The sequence below is a fragment of the Saccharopolyspora erythraea NRRL 2338 genome, from assembly GCF_000062885.1.
In the GTDB taxonomy this organism is placed as follows: domain Bacteria; phylum Actinomycetota; class Actinomycetes; order Mycobacteriales; family Pseudonocardiaceae; genus Saccharopolyspora_D; species Saccharopolyspora_D erythraea.
The window spans coordinates 1349970-1366722 of record NC_009142.1; the positions used below are offsets into that span (position 1 = coordinate 1349970).

The 16753-nt window shown below is 71.2% G+C and carries 16 protein-coding genes; 10 read left to right on the forward strand and 6 right to left on the reverse strand.

Annotation, left to right across the window (positions count from 1 at the left end):
* Nucleotides 1-103: 103 nt before the first annotated feature.
* Nucleotides 104-718 carry a lysoplasmalogenase gene (locus SACE_RS05985; RefSeq protein WP_009945440.1) on the reverse strand — a complete coding sequence of 205 codons (615 nt, stop codon included), beginning with the start codon at nt 716-718 and terminating at the stop codon, nt 104-106.
* A 608-nt stretch (nt 719-1326) separates the two neighbouring features.
* On the opposite strand from SACE_RS05985, the gene SACE_RS05990 reads away from it, so the two are divergent.
* From SACE_RS05990 to SACE_RS06015, 6 genes are all read left to right on the forward strand, one after another.
* Entirely contained in the window at nt 1327-2238 is a 912-nt protein-coding gene (locus tag SACE_RS05990; protein ID WP_009945439.1) for a pseudouridine-5'-phosphate glycosidase, read from the forward strand.
* A gap of 5 nt (nt 2239-2243) precedes the next feature.
* Nucleotides 2244-3095, forward strand: a complete 852-nt coding sequence (locus tag SACE_RS05995; protein ID WP_009945438.1) for a carbohydrate kinase family protein — start codon at nt 2244-2246, stop codon at nt 3093-3095.
* Nucleotides 3092-4024 (forward strand): nucleoside hydrolase, encoded by a 933-nt coding sequence (locus SACE_RS06000; protein ID WP_009945437.1) that lies wholly within the window; start codon nt 3092-3094, stop codon nt 4022-4024. Before SACE_RS05995 ends, SACE_RS06000 begins: the two co-directional genes overlap by 4 nt.
* Before the next feature lie 71 nt (nt 4025-4095).
* Complete coding sequence (locus tag SACE_RS06005) at nt 4096-4881, forward strand: IclR family transcriptional regulator (protein WP_009945435.1); 786 nt, start codon at nt 4096-4098, stop codon at nt 4879-4881.
* Between the two features lie 229 nt (nt 4882-5110).
* Nucleotides 5111-5974, forward strand: coding sequence for a fumarylacetoacetate hydrolase family protein (locus SACE_RS06010; RefSeq protein WP_029621517.1), 864 nt, complete (start codon nt 5111-5113; stop codon nt 5972-5974).
* Nucleotides 5975-6106: 132 nt separating this feature from the next.
* A complete protein-coding gene (locus SACE_RS06015) occupies nt 6107-6433 on the forward strand; it encodes an SDR family NAD(P)-dependent oxidoreductase (RefSeq protein ID WP_009945433.1) in 327 nt (108 codons plus the stop codon).
* 86 nt (nt 6434-6519) lie between these two features.
* On the opposite strand, the gene SACE_RS06020 is transcribed toward SACE_RS06015, so the two are convergent.
* The gene (locus tag SACE_RS06020; protein ID WP_009945432.1) at nt 6520-7092 is read right to left on the reverse strand and encodes a hypothetical protein; all 573 of its coding nucleotides are present in this window, start codon (nt 7090-7092) and stop codon (nt 6520-6522) included.
* Between the two features lie 402 nt (nt 7093-7494).
* Here SACE_RS06020 and SACE_RS06025 point away from each other — a divergent pair, with 402 nt between their 5' ends.
* The 3 genes from SACE_RS06025 (at nt 7495) to SACE_RS36160 (ending at nt 12369) form a co-directional block, all read left to right on the forward strand.
* Nucleotides 7495-8556 (forward strand): LysR family transcriptional regulator, encoded by a 1062-nt coding sequence (locus SACE_RS06025; protein WP_029621516.1) that lies wholly within the window; start codon nt 7495-7497, stop codon nt 8554-8556.
* 105 nt (nt 8557-8661) lie between these two features.
* Complete coding sequence (locus SACE_RS06030) at nt 8662-11508, forward strand: penicillin acylase family protein (RefSeq protein WP_011873295.1); 2847 nt, start codon at nt 8662-8664, stop codon at nt 11506-11508.
* Nucleotides 11509-11832: 324 nt separating this feature from the next.
* Complete coding sequence (locus SACE_RS36160) at nt 11833-12369, forward strand: DUF3558 domain-containing protein (protein WP_157894864.1); 537 nt, start codon at nt 11833-11835, stop codon at nt 12367-12369.
* Here the strand turns inward: SACE_RS36160 and SACE_RS06040 are convergent.
* Nucleotides 12366-12986 (reverse strand): TetR/AcrR family transcriptional regulator, encoded by a 621-nt coding sequence (locus tag SACE_RS06040; protein ID WP_044547802.1) that lies wholly within the window; start codon nt 12984-12986, stop codon nt 12366-12368. The genes SACE_RS36160 and SACE_RS06040 overlap by 4 nt on opposite strands.
* Nucleotides 12987-13035: 49 nt before the next feature.
* Between SACE_RS06040 and SACE_RS35840 the strand changes: the two genes are divergently transcribed.
* The gene (locus tag SACE_RS35840) at nt 13036-13668 is read left to right on the forward strand and encodes an HXXEE domain-containing protein (RefSeq protein WP_052635539.1); all 633 of its coding nucleotides are present in this window, start codon (nt 13036-13038) and stop codon (nt 13666-13668) included.
* Here the strand turns inward: SACE_RS35840 and SACE_RS06050 are convergent.
* The 3 genes from SACE_RS06050 to SACE_RS06060 are packed head-to-tail and all read right to left on the reverse strand — an operon-like array spanning nt 13619 to nt 16499.
* Complete coding sequence (locus SACE_RS06050) at nt 13619-14158, reverse strand: cupin domain-containing protein (RefSeq protein WP_009945422.1); 540 nt, start codon at nt 14156-14158, stop codon at nt 13619-13621. The genes SACE_RS35840 and SACE_RS06050 overlap by 50 nt on opposite strands.
* Nucleotides 14159-14193: 35 nt before the next feature.
* Nucleotides 14194-15399: a cytochrome P450 gene (locus SACE_RS06055; protein ID WP_011873298.1), complete on the reverse strand. Its 1206-nt coding sequence runs from the start codon at nt 15397-15399 to the stop codon at nt 14194-14196.
* A complete protein-coding gene (locus tag SACE_RS06060) occupies nt 15396-16499 on the reverse strand; it encodes a type III polyketide synthase (RefSeq protein WP_011873299.1) in 1104 nt (367 codons plus the stop codon). The genes SACE_RS06055 and SACE_RS06060 overlap by 4 nt, the downstream gene beginning before the upstream one ends.
* Nucleotides 16500-16753 lie beyond the last annotated feature (254 nt).

The following is a 16753-nucleotide window of genomic DNA, read 5'->3' on the forward strand; positions in this document are numbered from 1 at the left end:
TCACCCCGTTCTGCTGTCCGGACCGGAAACGGCGATCGTCGATCGGAACTACCCCGCAGCGCGTTGAACGCACGGTTCGGTTGCTGTGCAACGGAGTCAGCAGTCACCGCTGCGCGGCGTCGTACCTGCGGAGGCCGTCGTGGATGAGCCACTGGCCGAGGGTGTAGGTGGCCATCACGCCCGCGTCGGCGGCACGATGCCACTTCTCTGCCAGTGCGAAGCGGGCGAGTGCGAGCAGCGTGTCGGAGGCGACGAAGGTCGCCGCGCCGAGCACCACCCGGCCGGATCCGGGACCGCGCAACGCCGTCGCCGCCGCGGCCATCGTGCCGATCGTGACCGCGTACGCCTGCACCGGGCGGCGCAGCGGACCGGCCATCCTGCCGAAGGTCCGCATGGTGACCGCCGTGCACGCCACCACCGGGAGCACGTGCAGCAGCTTCGGCCGGCCGCCACGGGCGGCGAAGCTGCCCGCGTACGCGACGTGCGCGCCGAGGAAGGAGCCGAGACCGACGAGGAAGGCGCGGTCGTCGTCGCGAAGCAGGGCGATGTCTCCCGCCCACGACCCGGCGAGTCCGAGCAGCGGTCCCGCCGCACCCGGGCGTTGCTCGGCGGCGAGTACCGGCATCAGCGCGGTCTTGGTGACCCTCCGCGCCCGCGACCTGCCCAGCAGCGCCATCGCGGTATCGGTCGCGGCCGCCAACGCGAACAGTCCCCGCACCTCGCATCGCCTCCTCCGGGTCGGGATCGCGGCCGAGCCTACGCGGGCCGCCGGTCGCAGTCGGGGATCGCAGCAGGAGCACGGCACGCCACCGCACTCGTCCCGTTCGGCCGCCGCACCACGGCCCCGCCCCATTCGGCCGCCACGACAACCACCGTCCCGGGGGCCGCCACGACACCGCACCGGTCCCGTTCGGCCGCCACGACACCGCACCGGTCCCGTTCGGCCGCCACGACACGGCCCCGACCTCGGGCGACTGCCATCACACGGGCCCTCACCTCGGGCGGCCGCCACGACGCGGCGCCCGCTTCGGGGCGGCGTGGCGCCCACGGCACCCGCCCCGGCGGCCGCCGCACCACCAGCCCGGGCGGCCACGCCAAGGCCCGCCGCGGCACCCCGCGACATGACACCGGCACCGCACGAATCCGACCGCACACTGGCCACCCACGGCCCGCCGACCGCCGCGGCGCCCCGCGACATGACACCGGCACCGCACGAAACCGACCGCACACCGACCACGATCGGCCGTCACAACGCTGCGCGTTCGGACCATCACGTGGCGCGATTCGGCGCGTAATCTCCGACCGTAGAGCCAATCGGGAGGTGTCATGCCCCTTTCGCTTCCGGTCATCTCGACGGAGGTGCGCCAGGCGCTGGACGCGGGACGTCCGGTGGTGGCGCTGGAGTCGACGATCATCACCCACGGTCTGCCGCGCCCGCGCAACCTCGCGGTCGCCCGCGACGCCGAGCGGCAGTTGCGGGACGCCGGGGTGGTGCCGGCGACGATCGGCGTGGTCGCCGGGACCCCGACCGTCGGCCTCACCGGCGAGCAGATCGAGGAGCTGGCCGCCGACGAGGCAGCGGTCAAGATCAGCACGCGGGACCTGCCGGTCGCGGTCGCCCGGGGTGCCAGCGGCGGCACGACGGTCGCGGCGACGGCTTTCCTCGCGCGCAAGGCCGGCATCCGGGTGTTCGCGACCGGCGGCCTGGGCGGCGTGCACCACGGCGCGGCGACCACCTTCGACGAGTCCGCCGACCTGGTGACGCTGGCATCGACACCGCTGGTGCTGGTCAGCGCGGGCGCGAAGTCCATCCTGGACCTCGCCGCGACGCTGGAACGGCTGGAGACGCTGAACATCCCGGTGGTCGGCTACCGGACGCGGCGCTTCCCGGGCTTCTACGTCGCCGACTCCGGCCACGACCTGGAGCACTCGGTCGACACGCCGCAGGAGGTCGCGGCGCTGGTCGAGGCGCGCGACGCGCTGGAACTGCGTTCGGCGCTGCTGGTGGCCAACCCCATCCCGCCCGAGCGCCAGCTCGATCCGGAGCTGCACCGGCGGGTGCTGGCCGAGGCGTGGGAGGAGGCGGAGCGGCAGGGCATCAGCGGGCACGACTCCACGCCGTTCCTGCTCGACCACATCCGGCGGGCCACCGGCGACCGCAGCCTGGAGGTCAACATCGACGTGTACCAGAACAACGTCGCGCTGGGGGCGTCGATCGCGCGGGCGATGGCGGGCTGACCGCGATGCTCGGAGTGCTGGGCGACCTGGTCGAGGACGTCGTGGTCTGGCTGAACGAGCCGCTCAGGGAGACCACCGACACCGACGTGGAACTGTTCCGGACCCGCGGTGGCAGCGCCGCCAACGTGGCGGCGTTCGCAGCGGACCGGTATCCGACGCGGTTCCTGGGTTGCGTGGGGGCCGACCCGACCGGCGACCGGCTCGTCGCCGAGCTGGCGACCGGTGGCGTCGAGGTGCGCGTGCAGAGGCGGGGCACCACCGGCACCGTCGTGGTCCTGATCGACCAGGACGGCGAGCGCACCATGTTCCCGCACCGCGGGGCGAGCGGCCTGCTGACCGAGATCGACCAGTCGTGGGCGGTGGACCTGGAGCACCTGCACCTCACCGCGTACTCGTCCACGACCGAGCCGATGCGCTCGGCGGTCGTCGAGTTCGCGCGTCGGGTCCGCGGGCGGGGTGCGACGGTGTCGCTCGACGCTTCGTCGACCGGGCTGCTGCGCCGCTACGGTCCGGGCCGGTTCCGCGAACTGGTAGCCGAGCTGCGTCCCCGGTTCCTGCTCGCCAACCGGGCCGAGGCCGACGTGCTCGGTCTGCCGGAGCGCGCCTGCCGGGAGGTGGTGGTAGTGGTGAAGGACGGCGGTCGCCCCACCACGGTGTTCGCGCCGGGCGCGCCCGCGGTCGAGGTGGACGTGCCACCGGTGCCGCTGGTCCGCGACCTCACCGGGGCGGGCGATGCGTTCGCGGCGGGCTTCCTGACCGCCTGGCTGCTCGGCGCCGACCCGCGCTCCGCCTGCGTCGAGGGGCACGCCGTCGCGCGCAAGGTGCTCACGACGCCAGGAGCGGGAGGAACGCGATGACGATCCCGGTGGTGCTGGACTGCGACCCCGGCCACGATGACGCGATCGCGATCCTGCTGGCGGGCGCCTCGGACGCGCTGGACCTGCGGGCCGTGACCACCGTCGGGGGCAACCAGTCGCTGGAGAAGATCACGCTCAACGCCTGCCGGGTCCTCACCGTGGCAGGGCTGGCCGACGTGCCGCTGGCCGCCGGTGCGGCCAAGCCGCTGACCCGCGCGCTCCGGGTCGCGGCCGACGTCCACGGTGAGTCGGGGCTGGACGGCCCGGAGTGGGCCGAGCCCACCGCTCGGCCGCTGGAGCTCGGCGCGGTCGAGCTGCTGCGCCGCACGATCACCGAGTCGGCCGAGCCGGTGGTGCTCATCGCCACCGGTCCGCTGACCAACGTGGCGACGCTGCTGCTGGCGCACCCGGAGGTCGCCGGCCGGATCCGGGAGATCTCGTGGATGGGCGGCAGCGCGGGCCGGGGCAACGTCACCCCGCTGGTGGAGTTCAACGCCTCCACCGATCCGGAGGCGGCGCGCATCGTGTTCGGCTCGGGGCTGCCGCTGACGATGTGCGGGCTCGACGTGACGCACCAGGCGCTGGTGACGCCTGCGGTCGTCGAGCGGCTGCGCGCGCTCGGCACGCCCGTCGGGGACATGTCGGTGGAGCTGATGCGGTTCTTCGCGACCACCTACCGCGAGCTGTTCGGGTTCGAGGGGCCGCCGTTGCACGACCCGGTCGCGGTCGCGCGGGTGGTCGACCCGACGCTGGTGCGCACCGCGCGGGTCAACGTCGAGATCGAGACCCGGGGCGACTGGACGGCCGGGGCCACCGTGGTCGACCTCGCGCGGCGCACCGGGCGGGAGGCCAACGCCGACGTCGCGCTGGAACTCGACGTCGAGCGGTTCTGGGACCTGGTCGTGGGGGCGATCGCGGTCTACGGGTGAGATCCGGTCGTGCACTGTACGGTTCGAGACCAGCGGGTGTTCGCGCCCGGGACAGGAGGCAGGACAGCGTGATGGCGGAGTCGACCGCCCCCGAGCAGGCGGGCACGGGGCAGACCGTGGTGAAGTCGGCCGACCGCGCGCTGGGCATCCTGGAGCTGCTGTCGCGGGGCAGGCACCGGCTCAGCGACATCGCGGAGAGCCTGCATCTGCCGCTTTCCAGCGTCCACGGCCTGCTCGGCACCCTGGTCCTGCGCGGTTTCGCCGAGTTCGACCCGACGACCCGGACCTACGGGCTGGGGCTCAAGGCGTGGACGGTCGGCCAGGGCTACACCGGCCACCGCGACATCGTGGGCATCGCCCTGCCGCTGATGGAGCGGCTGGCCCAGGAGACCGGCGAGACCATCCAGCTCTCCCGCCTGGACGGGACAGAGAACGTCTACATCGCCATCGCCGAGTCGCCGCAGCCGATGAAGCTGGTCTCGGCGGTGGGCATGCGCCTGCCCGCGCACGCCGTGGGGCTCGGCAAGGCGCTGCTGTCGGGTCTGACCGAGGACGAGCTCCGGCGCCGCTACGCGGGGCTGGAGCTGCAGCGGTTCACCGCGCACACCGTCCGGGAGCTGCCGGAGCTGCTGGCCGAGATCGAGCGGAGCAGGCAGCGCGGCTACGCCGTCGACGACGAGGAGTACATCATCGGCTGCCGCTGCGTGGCGATGCCGGTCCGCGACCACTCAGGCGACGTCATAGCGGCGATGTCGGTGTCGGCTCCCACCCCCCGCTGCGGCCCGGACTGGGCCGAGAAGACCCGCGCTCCGCTGTCGGCCGTCGTCGACAGCGTCGAGCAGCAGCTCCGGCGGTAGGACGGCACGCGCAGGCGACCCGGCACAGCGTCCGCGGGGGTGGTCAATCCCCTGGTCAGGCGGCTTTTCGCGTCCCGCGATCCGGTCGGCTCTTGCCAGCGCGGGGCCCCTCCGGGGAAGGTCTTGGGATGCCACCGGGCAGTCCTGGTCTCGGGGGTGCCGCTGGGCACTCCCTCCCGGCCGTGCCAGGACCGGCCGCGCGGCGCCCATCGCGAGACGAAGGAGAACGATGAGGTTTCTGAGGTTGGGCCCGTCCGGGTCCGAACGACCCCACGTGGCCGACGAACAGGGCCGGCTGTTCGACCTGGGCCGGATCACCACCGACATCGACGCCGCCTTCCTCGGCGGCGACGGCTTCGAGCGGACCCGGGCGGCGCTGGCCGCAGGCGCGCTCCCCGAGGTCCACGATCCCGCCGACGGCAGCGGCCTGCGGGTCGGCGCCCCGATCGCGCGTCCCGGCGCGGTCCTGTGCATCGGTCAGAACTACGCCGCGCACGCCGCGGAGTCCGGATCGCCCCCGCCGCAGGTGCCGATCCTGTTCCTCAAGCACCCCAACACCGTCGTCGGTCCCTACGACGAGGTGCTGATCCCGCGCGGTAGCACGCGCACGGACTGGGAGGTCGAGCTCGGCGTGGTGATCGGCCGCCACGTCCGCTACCTCGACAGCGCGGAGGAGGCACTGCCCGCGATCGCCGGGTTCGTGCTGTCCAACGACGTCTCCGAACGCGAGTACCAGATCGAGCAGTCCGGCGGGCAGTGGTCGAAGGGCAAGTGCCACGAGACGTTCAACCCCGTCGGCCCGTGGCTGGTGCCCGCGGCCGACCTCGGAGACCCGCAGGCGCTCGGCCTGCGGACCTGGGTCAACGGGGAGATCAGGCAGGACTCCAGCACCGCGGACATGATCTTCGGCGTCGCCGAGATCATCCGCCACCTGTCGCAGTACGTGACGCTGGAACCCGGCGACCTGGTCAACACCGGCACCCCGGAGGGGGTGGCGATGTCCGGGCGGTTCCCGTACCTGGCGCCTGGTGACGTGATGGAGCTGGAGATCGACGGGCTGGGCAGGCAGCGCCAGCAGCTCAAGTCGGCCTGATCGCACGAGCCCTGGGCCCGGTGCCGCACGCACGACTGGCACCGGGCCCGCTCTGGCGCGCCCCGGCGGAAATCCGGTGGAAGCATCGGAGCCACGCCGGAGGAGACAGCGTGATCATCGAGAATCGACCTGGTGGTCGACAACGCTGGCATCGTCGGCGGCTCGCAGCCGATCTGGGCCACTGATGCGGGGGAGTGGCGGCGGGTCGTCGACGTCAACCTCTTCGGCGTGGTGCACGGGATCCGGGCGTTCGTGCCGAAGCTGATCGAGGCGGGACGCGGTCACGTCGTCAACATCGGGGCCGTGGCGATGGCCAACGCGATCGAACCGGAGGTCGCCGCACGGCGGATCCTCGACGCGGTGGAGCAGGACCGCCTGCACGTCCTGCCGAACGGCGATTTCATGGGCATGGCCCGCACGCGCATGGAAGCGATCATGTCGGTCGTCCCCACGCGGTGAGGGCCGGTGCCCGCCGGACTCCCGACGGCGAGCACCGGCCGCGCCCAGGGGCCGCCGTGGCCGGACCCATCGGTGGTCGCGTGCGGTCAGCGCGCGAGCTTCATCGCCTTGGCGTGGCGGGTGACCGGCGGCAGCCAGCAGAACACGATCGCGAGCAGGTTGAAGACCCAGGTCGCCATGAGCACGGCCGCGATCGAGTTCGGCGGCATGGCCGCGCCGATGAAGATCAGGTGGAAGGCCGCGCCACCCAGCGCCGACAGCGTGATCAGCACCCGGGCCCAGGTGTGGCGGGCCAGGAACGTCCACACCAGCAGCACCGCCGCGCCCACGATCTCGGCGATCGAGAAGAAGTACAGCGAGGCCTCGTAGGCGCTGACGTAGTACTCCCACTCGCCCATGCTCTTGAGTAGTTCCACCGCGCCGTCGGCGACTTCCTCGCTGTTGGTGAGCTGGGCGATCTCCGGTGCGTACTCGTCGACGTTCTCGACGAGCTGGGCCTCGGCCATCGGCCGGCCGCCGACGAAGGCGATGATCGCGGCGACGGCGGGCAGCACCGCCGACAGCCCCGCGAAGATCTTGAGCAGCAGCAGGGCCAGCGGTCGCGCGGGCGGCGGGACGGGCGCACCGGTGTAGCCGGGAGCGGTCTGTGCGTAGGTCATTTCGGTACTTCTCCTTGAGGGGGTGGGTACAACAGCGCCGGCCCGTGCCGGATGGCAGCAGGCAGCATCGATCACCTGGGAAGTGATCGCTGGAGCCCACGACGGTGCGCGCCGCTGCGCACTGGCGCGCGGCGATGCGGATTCGCGTGCTCCTCGGCAAAGGAACGTCGCGGCGGCCGTCCGCGACAACACTCCAGACGCGGGACGGCCTTGCCTGGACCCGTGATCGGTGCGACCGTTATCGTTTCGACATCAACCGCTCTCGGGCAGCGCAGATCATTGCATTGTCCCGCAACGCTTTCCAAGGCTTCGGCAAACAATTCCCCAGATAATTTGATCTGGCGTGGGGATCAGTCCGGGGGTCTACACTCCGAGTCCGCTGGACCGAAAGCGAGAAGGACCATGCCGTTATCCGGACCCCTCAGGCTGCCGTCAGGGGACGGCAGGAGCAGGCTGCTGCAGATCTCCGCTCCACTGCTGGACACCACAATGGACCAGCTGCGGACGTTGCTAGTGGTGTACGAGGAGGGCACCGCGCTGGGCGCGGCCCGCGTGCTGGGCAGGGAGCAGTCCAGCGTGCAGAAGCAGCTCGACACGCTCAACCGCAACTTCCGCAGGCTGTGCGGTGAGGCGCTGGTGCTCAAACAGGGGCGCGGCAAGAAGGTTCTGTTCACCGGCAGCGGTTTGGCCTTCGTCGAGACAGCGCGCCGGACGCTCGGCGACTGGCTCGACGGAATAGACGAATCCCGGCGCCTTCTGGGCGAGACGCTCACTGTCGGTACCACTCGTTTCACGCTCGGTTTCCTCGCCAATGCCGCCGAGCACATCGGCGCCGAATTCCAGCAGCGGGGAATTGAACTCAAGATCGTCCACCTGCGCACCCGCGACCTGCTGACCGCCTTGCGGGACAAGCAGGTCGACCTGGTCTGCGGCAGCGCGCCGGCCCGCTCCGGCGACGACGAGGGCCTGGCGCCCTACGACGTGATGGAGTGGCGCCGAAGTGGACTGTCGCTGGTGACCAACCTGCCGGAGAGCCCGCTGCTGGGCTCGTCGGTCGGGGCGAGCGAGCTGCCGACGCTGCCGCTGGTGATCCCGGCCAGCGGACTGATCTCGGGATTCCTGGACGGCTGGTTCGGCGCCGAGTACCGCAGCAGGCTCGACATCGCCGCCGAGATCGACGACGTCCGCTACGGGTTCGAGCTGCTGCGCTCGGACCTGCTGCAGGCGTGCATGCTCGTCACGCAGGGCATCGGGGAGGCCGCCGACGACGGCAGGATGCCGGAGGGGCAGGGGCTGCGCACCGTGGAGCTGGTCAACGACCTGGAGCCGAAGCTCGAGGTCCTGGTGGGCGCCTTCACCCGTCGCGGCGAGCGCTCGGGCTACGACGACGACCACCCGCTGAACCTGCTGTGGAACGCGCTGTCGCTGGAGAACGATCGCTGGAAGGCCATGGAGCCGTCGTGACTCGGCGTGGGCGTGCGACGTTCGGAGTAACCCGAATGTGAATGCATTTCGTTTTTGGTCGCCGTTCATTAACGTGCGCCAGGTCACCAACGAGAGGACCTGCGCATGTCTCGACGTCAGCGACTCGTGGCCGCGCTCAGCGCCGGAGCCGTCGTCGGTTCGCTGCTCATCGCCCCGGCCTCGACCGCGGACCCGGCGCCGCCGCCGGTCGAGGACTACTGCGGCGGGCAGTGCCACCACGTCCTCCCGCCGGGCCAGAACGGCAACGCCACGCTGGTGGAACTGGCCGCGCACATGCTGTTCGGCACCCGGCCGAAGCACTCCGACGACCAGATCGGCAAGTACGAGTCGCTGGTACCCGGCTACAAGGAGCTGACGACCGGAACCATCGGCGAGTTCTTCAACGACAACTCCTTCGGCGTTCCCGAAGACCAGGTCGAGCGCCGCTACCAGCCGCGCTCCGACGTCACGATCGTCCGCGACAAGAAGGCGGGCATCCCGCACGTCTACGGCACCACCCGCGCGGGCACGGCGTTCGGAGCGGGCTTCGCGACCGCCGAGGACAAGCTGTTCCTGATGGACGTCATGCGCCGCGCGGGGCGCGGGCAGGTCACGCCCTTCGCCGGTGGCGCGGAGGCCAACCGCGCGCTGGAACAGGGCTTCTTCGCCACCTCCCCCTACACCGAGGAGGAGCTGTGGGCGCAGATCATCAACGTCTCGCAGCAGGGCGAACGCGGCAGGCAGGCGCTGGCCGACGCCTACGCCTATCTGGAAGGCATCAACGCCTACATCGCGCAGGCCTACCACGGCCGGTACTTCCCCGGTGAGTACGTGGCCACCGGGCACGTCGACGCGATCACCAACGAGGGCGAGATCGAGCCGTTCCGTCCGACCGACCTCGTCGTGCTCGCCTCGCTGGTCGGCGCGCAGTTCGGCGGCGGTGGCGGCAACGAGGTGCAGAACGCCGTGGCCAGGATGGCGCTGCACGAGCGGTTCGGCCCGCAGCGCGGCGAGGAGGTGTGGCGGGCGTTCCGGGCGGAGAACGACCCGGAGGCCATCTCGACCGTCCACGATGGACGCAGCTTCCCGTACGCGGTGTCCCCGGAGAACCCGCAGGGCGCGGCGACGCCCGATCCCGGTTCGGTGACCGCCCAGCAGCTCGTGTTCGACGAGACCGGTTCGGCGACGCGCGACGAGCCCGACACCCAGCCCGACTCCGCCACCAAACCACCCGCGCAGGCGGGCGAGATCCGCGACCCGGCGGAGGCGCTGCGGGGCATCTTCGACGACGGCGTGGCGCCGCCGGACCTGTCGCGCCCCCGGGGCATGTCCAACGCGCTGATGGTCTCCGGCGCGCACACCGAGAGCGGCCACCCGGTGGCCGTGTTCGGGCCCCAGACCGGCTACTTCGCTCCGCAGCTGCTCACCCTTCAGGAGCTGCAGGGACCCGGGATTTCGTCCAAGGGAGCGTCTTTCGCGGGGCTCAGCTTCTACACGCTGCTCGGCCGCGGTCAGGACTACGCCTGGAGCGCCACCACCGCCGCGCAGGACATCATCGACACCTACGCCGTCGAGCTGTGCGACCCGGACGGCGGGCCGGTGACCAAGGAGTCGGACCACTACCTCTTCCGCGGCGAATGCCTGCCGATGCGGACCGTGGAGCGGACGAACGAGTGGAAGCCGAACCTCGGCGACGACACCCCGGCCGGTTCGTACCGCCTGGTGTCCTTCCGCACCCGGTACGGGCCGGTGACGCATCGCGCGACCATCGGCGGCAAGCCGGTCGCCTACACCACCGCCCGGTCGACGTTCATGCACGAGGTCGACTCGATCATCGGCTTCCAGAAGTTCAACGACCCGTCGGCGGTGAACTCCGCGGAGTCCTTCCAGCGCGCCGCGCACGACGTCAACTACACCTTCAACTGGTTCTACGCCGACGCGAACGACACGGCGTACTTCAACTCCGGTGACAACCTCGTCCGTCCGGCCAATGTGGACCCGAGCCTGCCGGTCGTCTCGGACCCGGCGTTCGAGTGGAAGGGCTGGGACCCGGCGACCAACAACGCCGAGTACACGCCCTTCGAGCAGCACCCGAACTCGGTGAACCAGGACTACTACATCAGCTGGAACAACAAGCAGGCCCCGGGAACCAGCGCGGCCAAGCTGGAGATGACCGCGGTGCAGCGCGGCGACCTGCTCGACGGCCGGGTGCGCGACCTCATCGCAGGCGGCGGCAAGGTGGACCGGGTGAACCTCACCCAGGCGATGGCCGACGCGGGGGTGACCGACCTGCGCGCGGAACGGGTGCTGCCGGACCTGCTGAGGGTGATCGACAGCGCGCCGGTCGACGATCCTGGGGCCGCGGCCCTCGTCGAGCAGCTCCGCGGCTGGACGGCCGACGGCGGCAAGCGGGCCGAGACGAAACCCGGCAGCCGCCAGTACGCGCACGCCGAGGCGATCGAGCTGATGGACGCGTGGTGGCCGCTGCTGGTGCGCGGTCAGTTCGAGCCGGCGCTCGGCACGGCCGCGTACCGGGCGCTCACCGACGTCATGGGCATCAACGAGTCGCCTTCGGGCTGGCAGAACGGGGAGCCCGGGCTGCACGTCGGACAGGGTCACCAGGGGTCGGCGTTCCAGCACGGGTGGTTCGGCCAGGTGTCGAAGGACATCCGCGGTGTCCTCGGCGACCCGGTCGACGGCGGCTTCGGGCAGCCCCTCTGCGGCGGCGGCGACCTGCCGTCGTGCCGGCAGGTGCTGCTGGACACCCTGCGTCAGGCCGCGGCGGTCCCGGCGGAGGAGACCTACCCGGGCGACGCCGACTGCGAACCCGGCGACCAGTGGTGCGCGGACTCCCTCGTGCACAACAAGATCGGCGGCATCGGCCAGGACAAGATCAGCTGGCAGAACCGCCCCACCTACCAGCAGGTGGTGGAGTTCCCCGCCCACCGCTGACCCCGCACCCGAGCGGTGCCCCCTGCCTCCGGAGGCAGAGGGCACCGCTCGTTCTCGCGGCTTGGCAGCGCGTTGGGCCATACGGGTGGCAGCAGTGGGGGTGGGGTGCGAACTCGCCCGATCCGCCCCCTGCGAGCGGTCGGCTGGCTAGGCTCCGCGACCGGAGATCAACATGCGTTGAACTGATCCCCGCTGTCGCCGGCGAAGGTGAGCGCGGGGCGGTGTGATGCGGCAACGCGACACCGGCTGGTGCAGGCACTGGGGGAGGAATGGACAAGACGGGGGTTTTCAGCATTGAAGGGGTCATGGATCGTCGTCGCTGGGGTGGTTCTGCTGGCTGCTGGCTGCGCTCCGGGCGTGGGGTCGGAAGAGCAGCAAGGTCCGCGCATCGGCCAGCCGCTGGACATCCGGTCCTTCCGGGGTGCGGCCGCTTGTGGGCTGCTGCCAGATGAGCAGTTGCCGGAGCTGGGGGTGGACAGCCCGGCGCCGCGGCCTGCGTTGCCGGGCTGCGGGCGGAAGAATCCCGAAGGTACGAGGCTGATCACTATCGCCGTCTCGCGGGGCCCCGCCGCCCTGGGATCGCAGCCGCTGAGCCGCTTGTCCGAGGACCATGCGCGCATGCGGGAGTCCTTCCGGTACTTCGACCCGACCTCGGCTGCGGGATATCCGGCCGTGTTCCAGTCCTCGGTCAAGCCGCGCACGCCGGGTCAGTGCGCCATCACCGTCGGGGTCGCCGACGACTCGTCGTTCGAAGTCGAGTATGTGATGTCCGAAGTGCCGCCCGGTTCCCCCGACGCCTGCGCAGTGGTGCAGCGGGCGGCGGAGATGGTCATCGACAACGTCAAGGCGGGGAAGGTCTAGCGCTCGCCCGGAGCGACCGCTCGCCGGGCGGTCGACACCAGCAGCTCCGCCGTCGCGCGGTCGACGGGCTCGCCGGTGATCAGCCAGCGGTAGATCAGCGGCCCGAAGACGAGGTCGCGGACGGTGTCGGCGGGAATGTCCGGCCGGATGGCGCCTTCGCGCCTGCCGCGCTCGACGAGGTCGGTGATCACCGCGTCGCGAGGCTGGAGGTAGTGCTCCCGCAGCGGGTTGCCGAGCTCCGGGCGGCGCCCGCACTCGGCGTGCACGCCGAGGACCACGCTGCCCAGCGGGGAGTTCGACAGCTCCGTCACGAAGCCGACCGCCAGCTCGCAGAGATCTCCGACGGCGTCGCCGGTGTCCGGGGCGGTCAGCGGCGGCACGGAGTGGATGAGCGCGTGGACGGCCAGGTCCTCCTTGGTCGGCCAGCGCCGGTACACCGTCGGCCTGCCGACTCCCGCTCTGGACGCGACGGCCTCGACGGTGAGCTGCCCGAAGCCGTGCTCGGCCAGCAGGTCTACGGCGGCGGCCAGCACGGCCCGGTCCACCTCGGCGTTGCGCGGACGCCCTCGCCCGCGTCCCTGGCGGGACCCCGCCTCGCTCTTGTGTTCGTCGCTCACCAGCACGATGATATTTTCGGTACATAATGTAACGAAATTGGAGGCGGCGATGGTGGGGAAGTCGGTGTCCTGGGGGCTGTTCCTGGCCTGGCTGGCCAACGACGTCGAGGAGTGGTTCACGATGTCGAGCTGGTCGAAGCGCAACGCGCAGCGGCGCAGGGCGAGGGCGGCCACCGGCGAAGACGAAGCCGCCGTGAACGGCGCAGGTAGCGCCAACGGCAGCGAAGCCGCGAACCCCGGCGCCGGTGGCGCGACCGCGGGGAGCGGCGTGCCGGTGTGGCTGCGCCAGGAGGTCTCGGAGGCCCACGCCCGCACCGCGATCGTGCTGATGGGAGCGTTGATCCTCGCCGCGTCGGCGCGAGGCGCGCGCACGGGTGGCCGGTCGCCGTTCTTGCAGTCCACGCTGTTCGGCTTCGGCGTCCACGGCGTCGGCCACCTCGCGCTCACCGCGCTGCACCGCGGCTACACGCCCGGTGCCGCCACCGCCCCGGCGATCGTGCTCCCGTACTCGCTGTGGGCGTGGCGGCGGCTCGGCCGCGCCGGCGTGCGACGTGACGACACCCGCACCTGGGTGGGCGGCGCCGCGCTGCTCCCGTTGACGCTGGGGGGCGTGCACGGCGCCGCCCACCTGCTCACGAGGTGGGCTGCGAAGCGACGGGCGGCGCGTACTTCAGCGGCGTGAGCTGCTCGATGTCGTAGCGCCGACGCAGGTCTTCCACCGCGCCGTGGTCCACACCGCCCGGTGCTTGCAGGATCTCGATCAGCTCCTCGAAGTACCGCTCGTGGTGCGTCGGCGGCGAGGACTGGAAGAACATCTTCGCCGGTGCGCCGCTGGAGTTGGCGAAGGCGTGCGGGCAGCCGGGCGGGACGAACATGACGCTGCCCGGCCCGGCGCGCAGCACCCGCTGTCCCGTGTCGCTCTCCCACTCCCGCCAGTTGTCGCCGCTGCGCGTCACCGGCTCGAACGCCAGCAGGTCGAGCTCGCCGTCGAGCACGTAGAACAGCTCCTCGCTGCGGGTGTGCACGTGCGCGCCGACGTCGAACCCGGGCGGGACGACGACCTCGAAGCTCGACGCCGCCCGCGAGTGCTCGCCGGTGACCTTGAACGTGACGTCCTGCGCCCCGGCGACGAGCCGCCTGCCGCTGCCCGGTGGCAGCATGAGTCCGGTCATGGGTTCGGGTCCTTCTGCGCTGGGACTGGCTCGGGCTACCAGGTCACGGGGAGCTCGACCGGCCCCCGGATCAACGCGTTGGGCTGCCAGGCCACCTGCTCCGGCGGCACCGCCAGCGCGAGGTCCGGCAGCCGCGTCAGCAGCGAGGACAGCAGCACCTGCGACTCCATCCGCGCCAGCATCGGCCCCATGCAGTAGTGCGGGCCGTGCCCGAACGCCAGGTGCGGCACCTCCGGGCGGTCGAGGTCGACCCGGTCGGGCTCGGGGTAGACCTCCTCGTCCCAGTTGGCGGCGATGTAGGAGACGTAGACGACGTCGCCCTTGGAGATCCGCACGCCCCGGATATCGACGTCCTCGGTGGCGATGCGCGGCTGTCCGATCCCGCGCTTGTGCGGGATGTAGCGCAGCAGCTCCTCGACCGCGGTCGGGACGAGCGCGAGGTCGGCCTTCAGCCGGGAGCGCAGCTCGGGGTCGGTCAGCAGCACGTAGACCATGTTCGTGCTGTTGTTGCGGACCGCGTGCCAGCCGTTGAGCGCCAGCAGCACGGTCATCGCGCCGACCTCCTCGTCGTCGAGGTCGCCGCGTTCGCGGGCCGCGGCGACCGTGCTGACCACGTCGTCGCGGGGGTCCGCGCGCCGGCTTTCGACCAGTGCGAGGAAGTACTCGGCGACCTCGGCCTTGATCCCGTTGATGCGGTCCACGGCGGCCTGGTCGGGCGCCATGCTCAGCACCTGGGACGAGCAATCGATCAGCCACTGCCGGTCGGACTCCGGGATGCCCATCAGCTCGCCGAGCACCGCCATCGGGAACGGCGAGGTCACGTGGCGTACCAGGTCGGCGGGCGGCCCGGAGGCCACCAGCTCGTCCAGGTATCGGTGCATGATCTTCTCGGCCGTCGGGCGCAGCCGCTCGATGGAGCCGGGGCTGAAGTCCCTGGCGACCACCCGGCGCACCCGCGCGTGCTCGGGCGGGTCGGAGAAGCTGATCGCCCGGTCCATCGGGATGTGGTGTTTGGTCATCTTCGGGAACGGCCGGCCCATGATCTTGCGGCTGAACCGCGGGTCCGACGTCACGAACTTGACGTCCTCGTAGCGGGTCAGCAGCCACGCCTCGCCCTCGCCGTAGCGCATCCGGATGCGGGCGACCGGCTCGTCGCGCAGAAGTTCCAGGAACACCGGGTCGAAGGTCATCCCGGGCAGGTCCGCCGGGTCGTACATTCGAGCGGGGCAGCGGTCGGTCATCGGTTGCCTCCCGGGGCGGACGTGGTCGAGTGCTCGCCGTGCAGCAGGACGTCGTGCGGGACCCAGGTGCCGACGGACATCTCCGCGGTGATGCCGGGGCCGAAGCCGGCGATCATGCCGCGGGCACCGGACTCCAGCCGCCCCTCCTCGATGATGCGCCGCAGCGCGTCGAGGACGACCGCGCTGGCGATGTTGCCGTACTGGGCCAGCGTCGCCCGGCTGTGCCGGAACGCCTCGGACGGCACGCCCAGGAACTTGGTCAGGTCGTCGAGGATGCGCGGGCCGCCCGCGTGGATGACGTAGAAGTCCAGCCCCGCGACGTCCCAGCGGTGGTCCTCGGCCAGCGCGCGCAGCGCCGGCGCCAGCGGCTCCATCGTCTTGGGCACCCGCTTGTCGAGCTGGAAGTGGAAGCCGGTGGCCTTGACGGCGTAGGAGATCCAGTCCTCGGTCTCGGGGATCATCGACGACGCGTTGCGCTCCAGGCGGACCCCGGTCCCGCCGTGCCCGCGCACCACCGCGGCGGCGACGGCGTCGCCGAACAGTCCGTTCGACAGCAGCGAACCGATGTCGTCGTCGGTCGGCTGGTAGCACAGCGAGCAGAACTCGCAGGACACGATGAGCGCGTTGGCGTCGGGGTAGGCGGTGCAGAAGTCGTGCGCCCGGTTGATCGCGGCGCCGCCCGCGGCGCAGCCGAGCTGCGCGATGGGCAGCTGCCGGGTGCTCATGCGGAAGCCCATCGAGTTGATCAGCCACGCGGTCAGCGAGGGCATCATGAAGCCGGTGCAGGAGACGTAGACGATGAGGTCTATGTCCTCGGGCCCCAGCTCGGCGCTGTCGAGGGCCTCTCGCACCACGGCGGGCACGCGCTGCTTGGCCTGCTCCTCGTAGATCCGGTTGCGGACCTCGAAACCCGGGTGCTCGAGGGTGTCCTCGATCGGCCTGATCAGATGGCGCTCGCGCACGCCGGTGTTGCTGATCAGCCGAAGGACGAGCGGTAGCTGCGGGTGGTCCGCGTGGACGCGGCGGGCCAGGTCGAGGGTCTCCTCGACCGTGATGACGTGCTCCGGGACCGCGACCGCAGGGGTGCATAGAACTGCCACCGATGCCTCCATTGTGTACGTGCGCGCTGAACACGGTCTGACGCATTGCGGCGGAGGTCGGTGGTCATCCCGTGGAGCAGCGGTTCCGGTTGCCTGGTGTACCGGTCGTCCTTCGGTCGACGACGGGACGCGGGACTTCGGCCTCCCTCCGCGGGGAGAAGTGGCGCACCATTGACATCGACCGACCGGGCGCAGTGCTTTATCAGTCAAGTGAGCTTTTCACTCGGCTGGCCAACTAATAGGGGGAAATTAAC

Bases quoted from the DNA above. Each gene is read 5' to 3' on its own strand.
- SACE_RS06000 (WP_009945437.1), top strand. From the start codon at position 3,092: ATGACGATCCCGGTGGTGCTGGACTGCGACCCCGGCCACGATGACGCG.
- SACE_RS06025 (WP_029621516.1), top strand. From the start codon at position 7,495: ATGCCGTTATCCGGACCCCTCAGGCTGCCGTCAGGGGACGGCAGGAGC.
- SACE_RS05995 (WP_009945438.1), top strand. From the start codon at position 2,244: ATGCTCGGAGTGCTGGGCGACCTGGTCGAGGACGTCGTGGTCTGGCTG.
- SACE_RS05990 (WP_009945439.1), top strand. From the start codon at position 1,327: ATGCCCCTTTCGCTTCCGGTCATCTCGACGGAGGTGCGCCAGGCGCTG.
- SACE_RS06010 (WP_029621517.1), top strand. From the start codon at position 5,111: ATGAGGTTTCTGAGGTTGGGCCCGTCCGGGTCCGAACGACCCCACGTG.
- SACE_RS06050 (WP_009945422.1), bottom strand. From the start codon at position 14,158: ATGACCGGACTCATGCTGCCACCGGGCAGCGGCAGGCGGCTCGTCGCC.
- SACE_RS06005 (WP_009945435.1), top strand. From the start codon at position 4,096: ATGGCGGAGTCGACCGCCCCCGAGCAGGCGGGCACGGGGCAGACCGTG.
- SACE_RS06030 (WP_011873295.1), top strand. From the start codon at position 8,662: ATGTCTCGACGTCAGCGACTCGTGGCCGCGCTCAGCGCCGGAGCCGTC.
- SACE_RS06055 (WP_011873298.1), bottom strand. From the start codon at position 15,399: ATGACCGACCGCTGCCCCGCTCGAATGTACGACCCGGCGGACCTGCCC.
- SACE_RS06020 (WP_009945432.1), bottom strand. From the start codon at position 7,092: ATGACCTACGCACAGACCGCTCCCGGCTACACCGGTGCGCCCGTCCCG.
- SACE_RS35840 (WP_052635539.1), top strand. From the start codon at position 13,036: ATGGTGGGGAAGTCGGTGTCCTGGGGGCTGTTCCTGGCCTGGCTGGCC.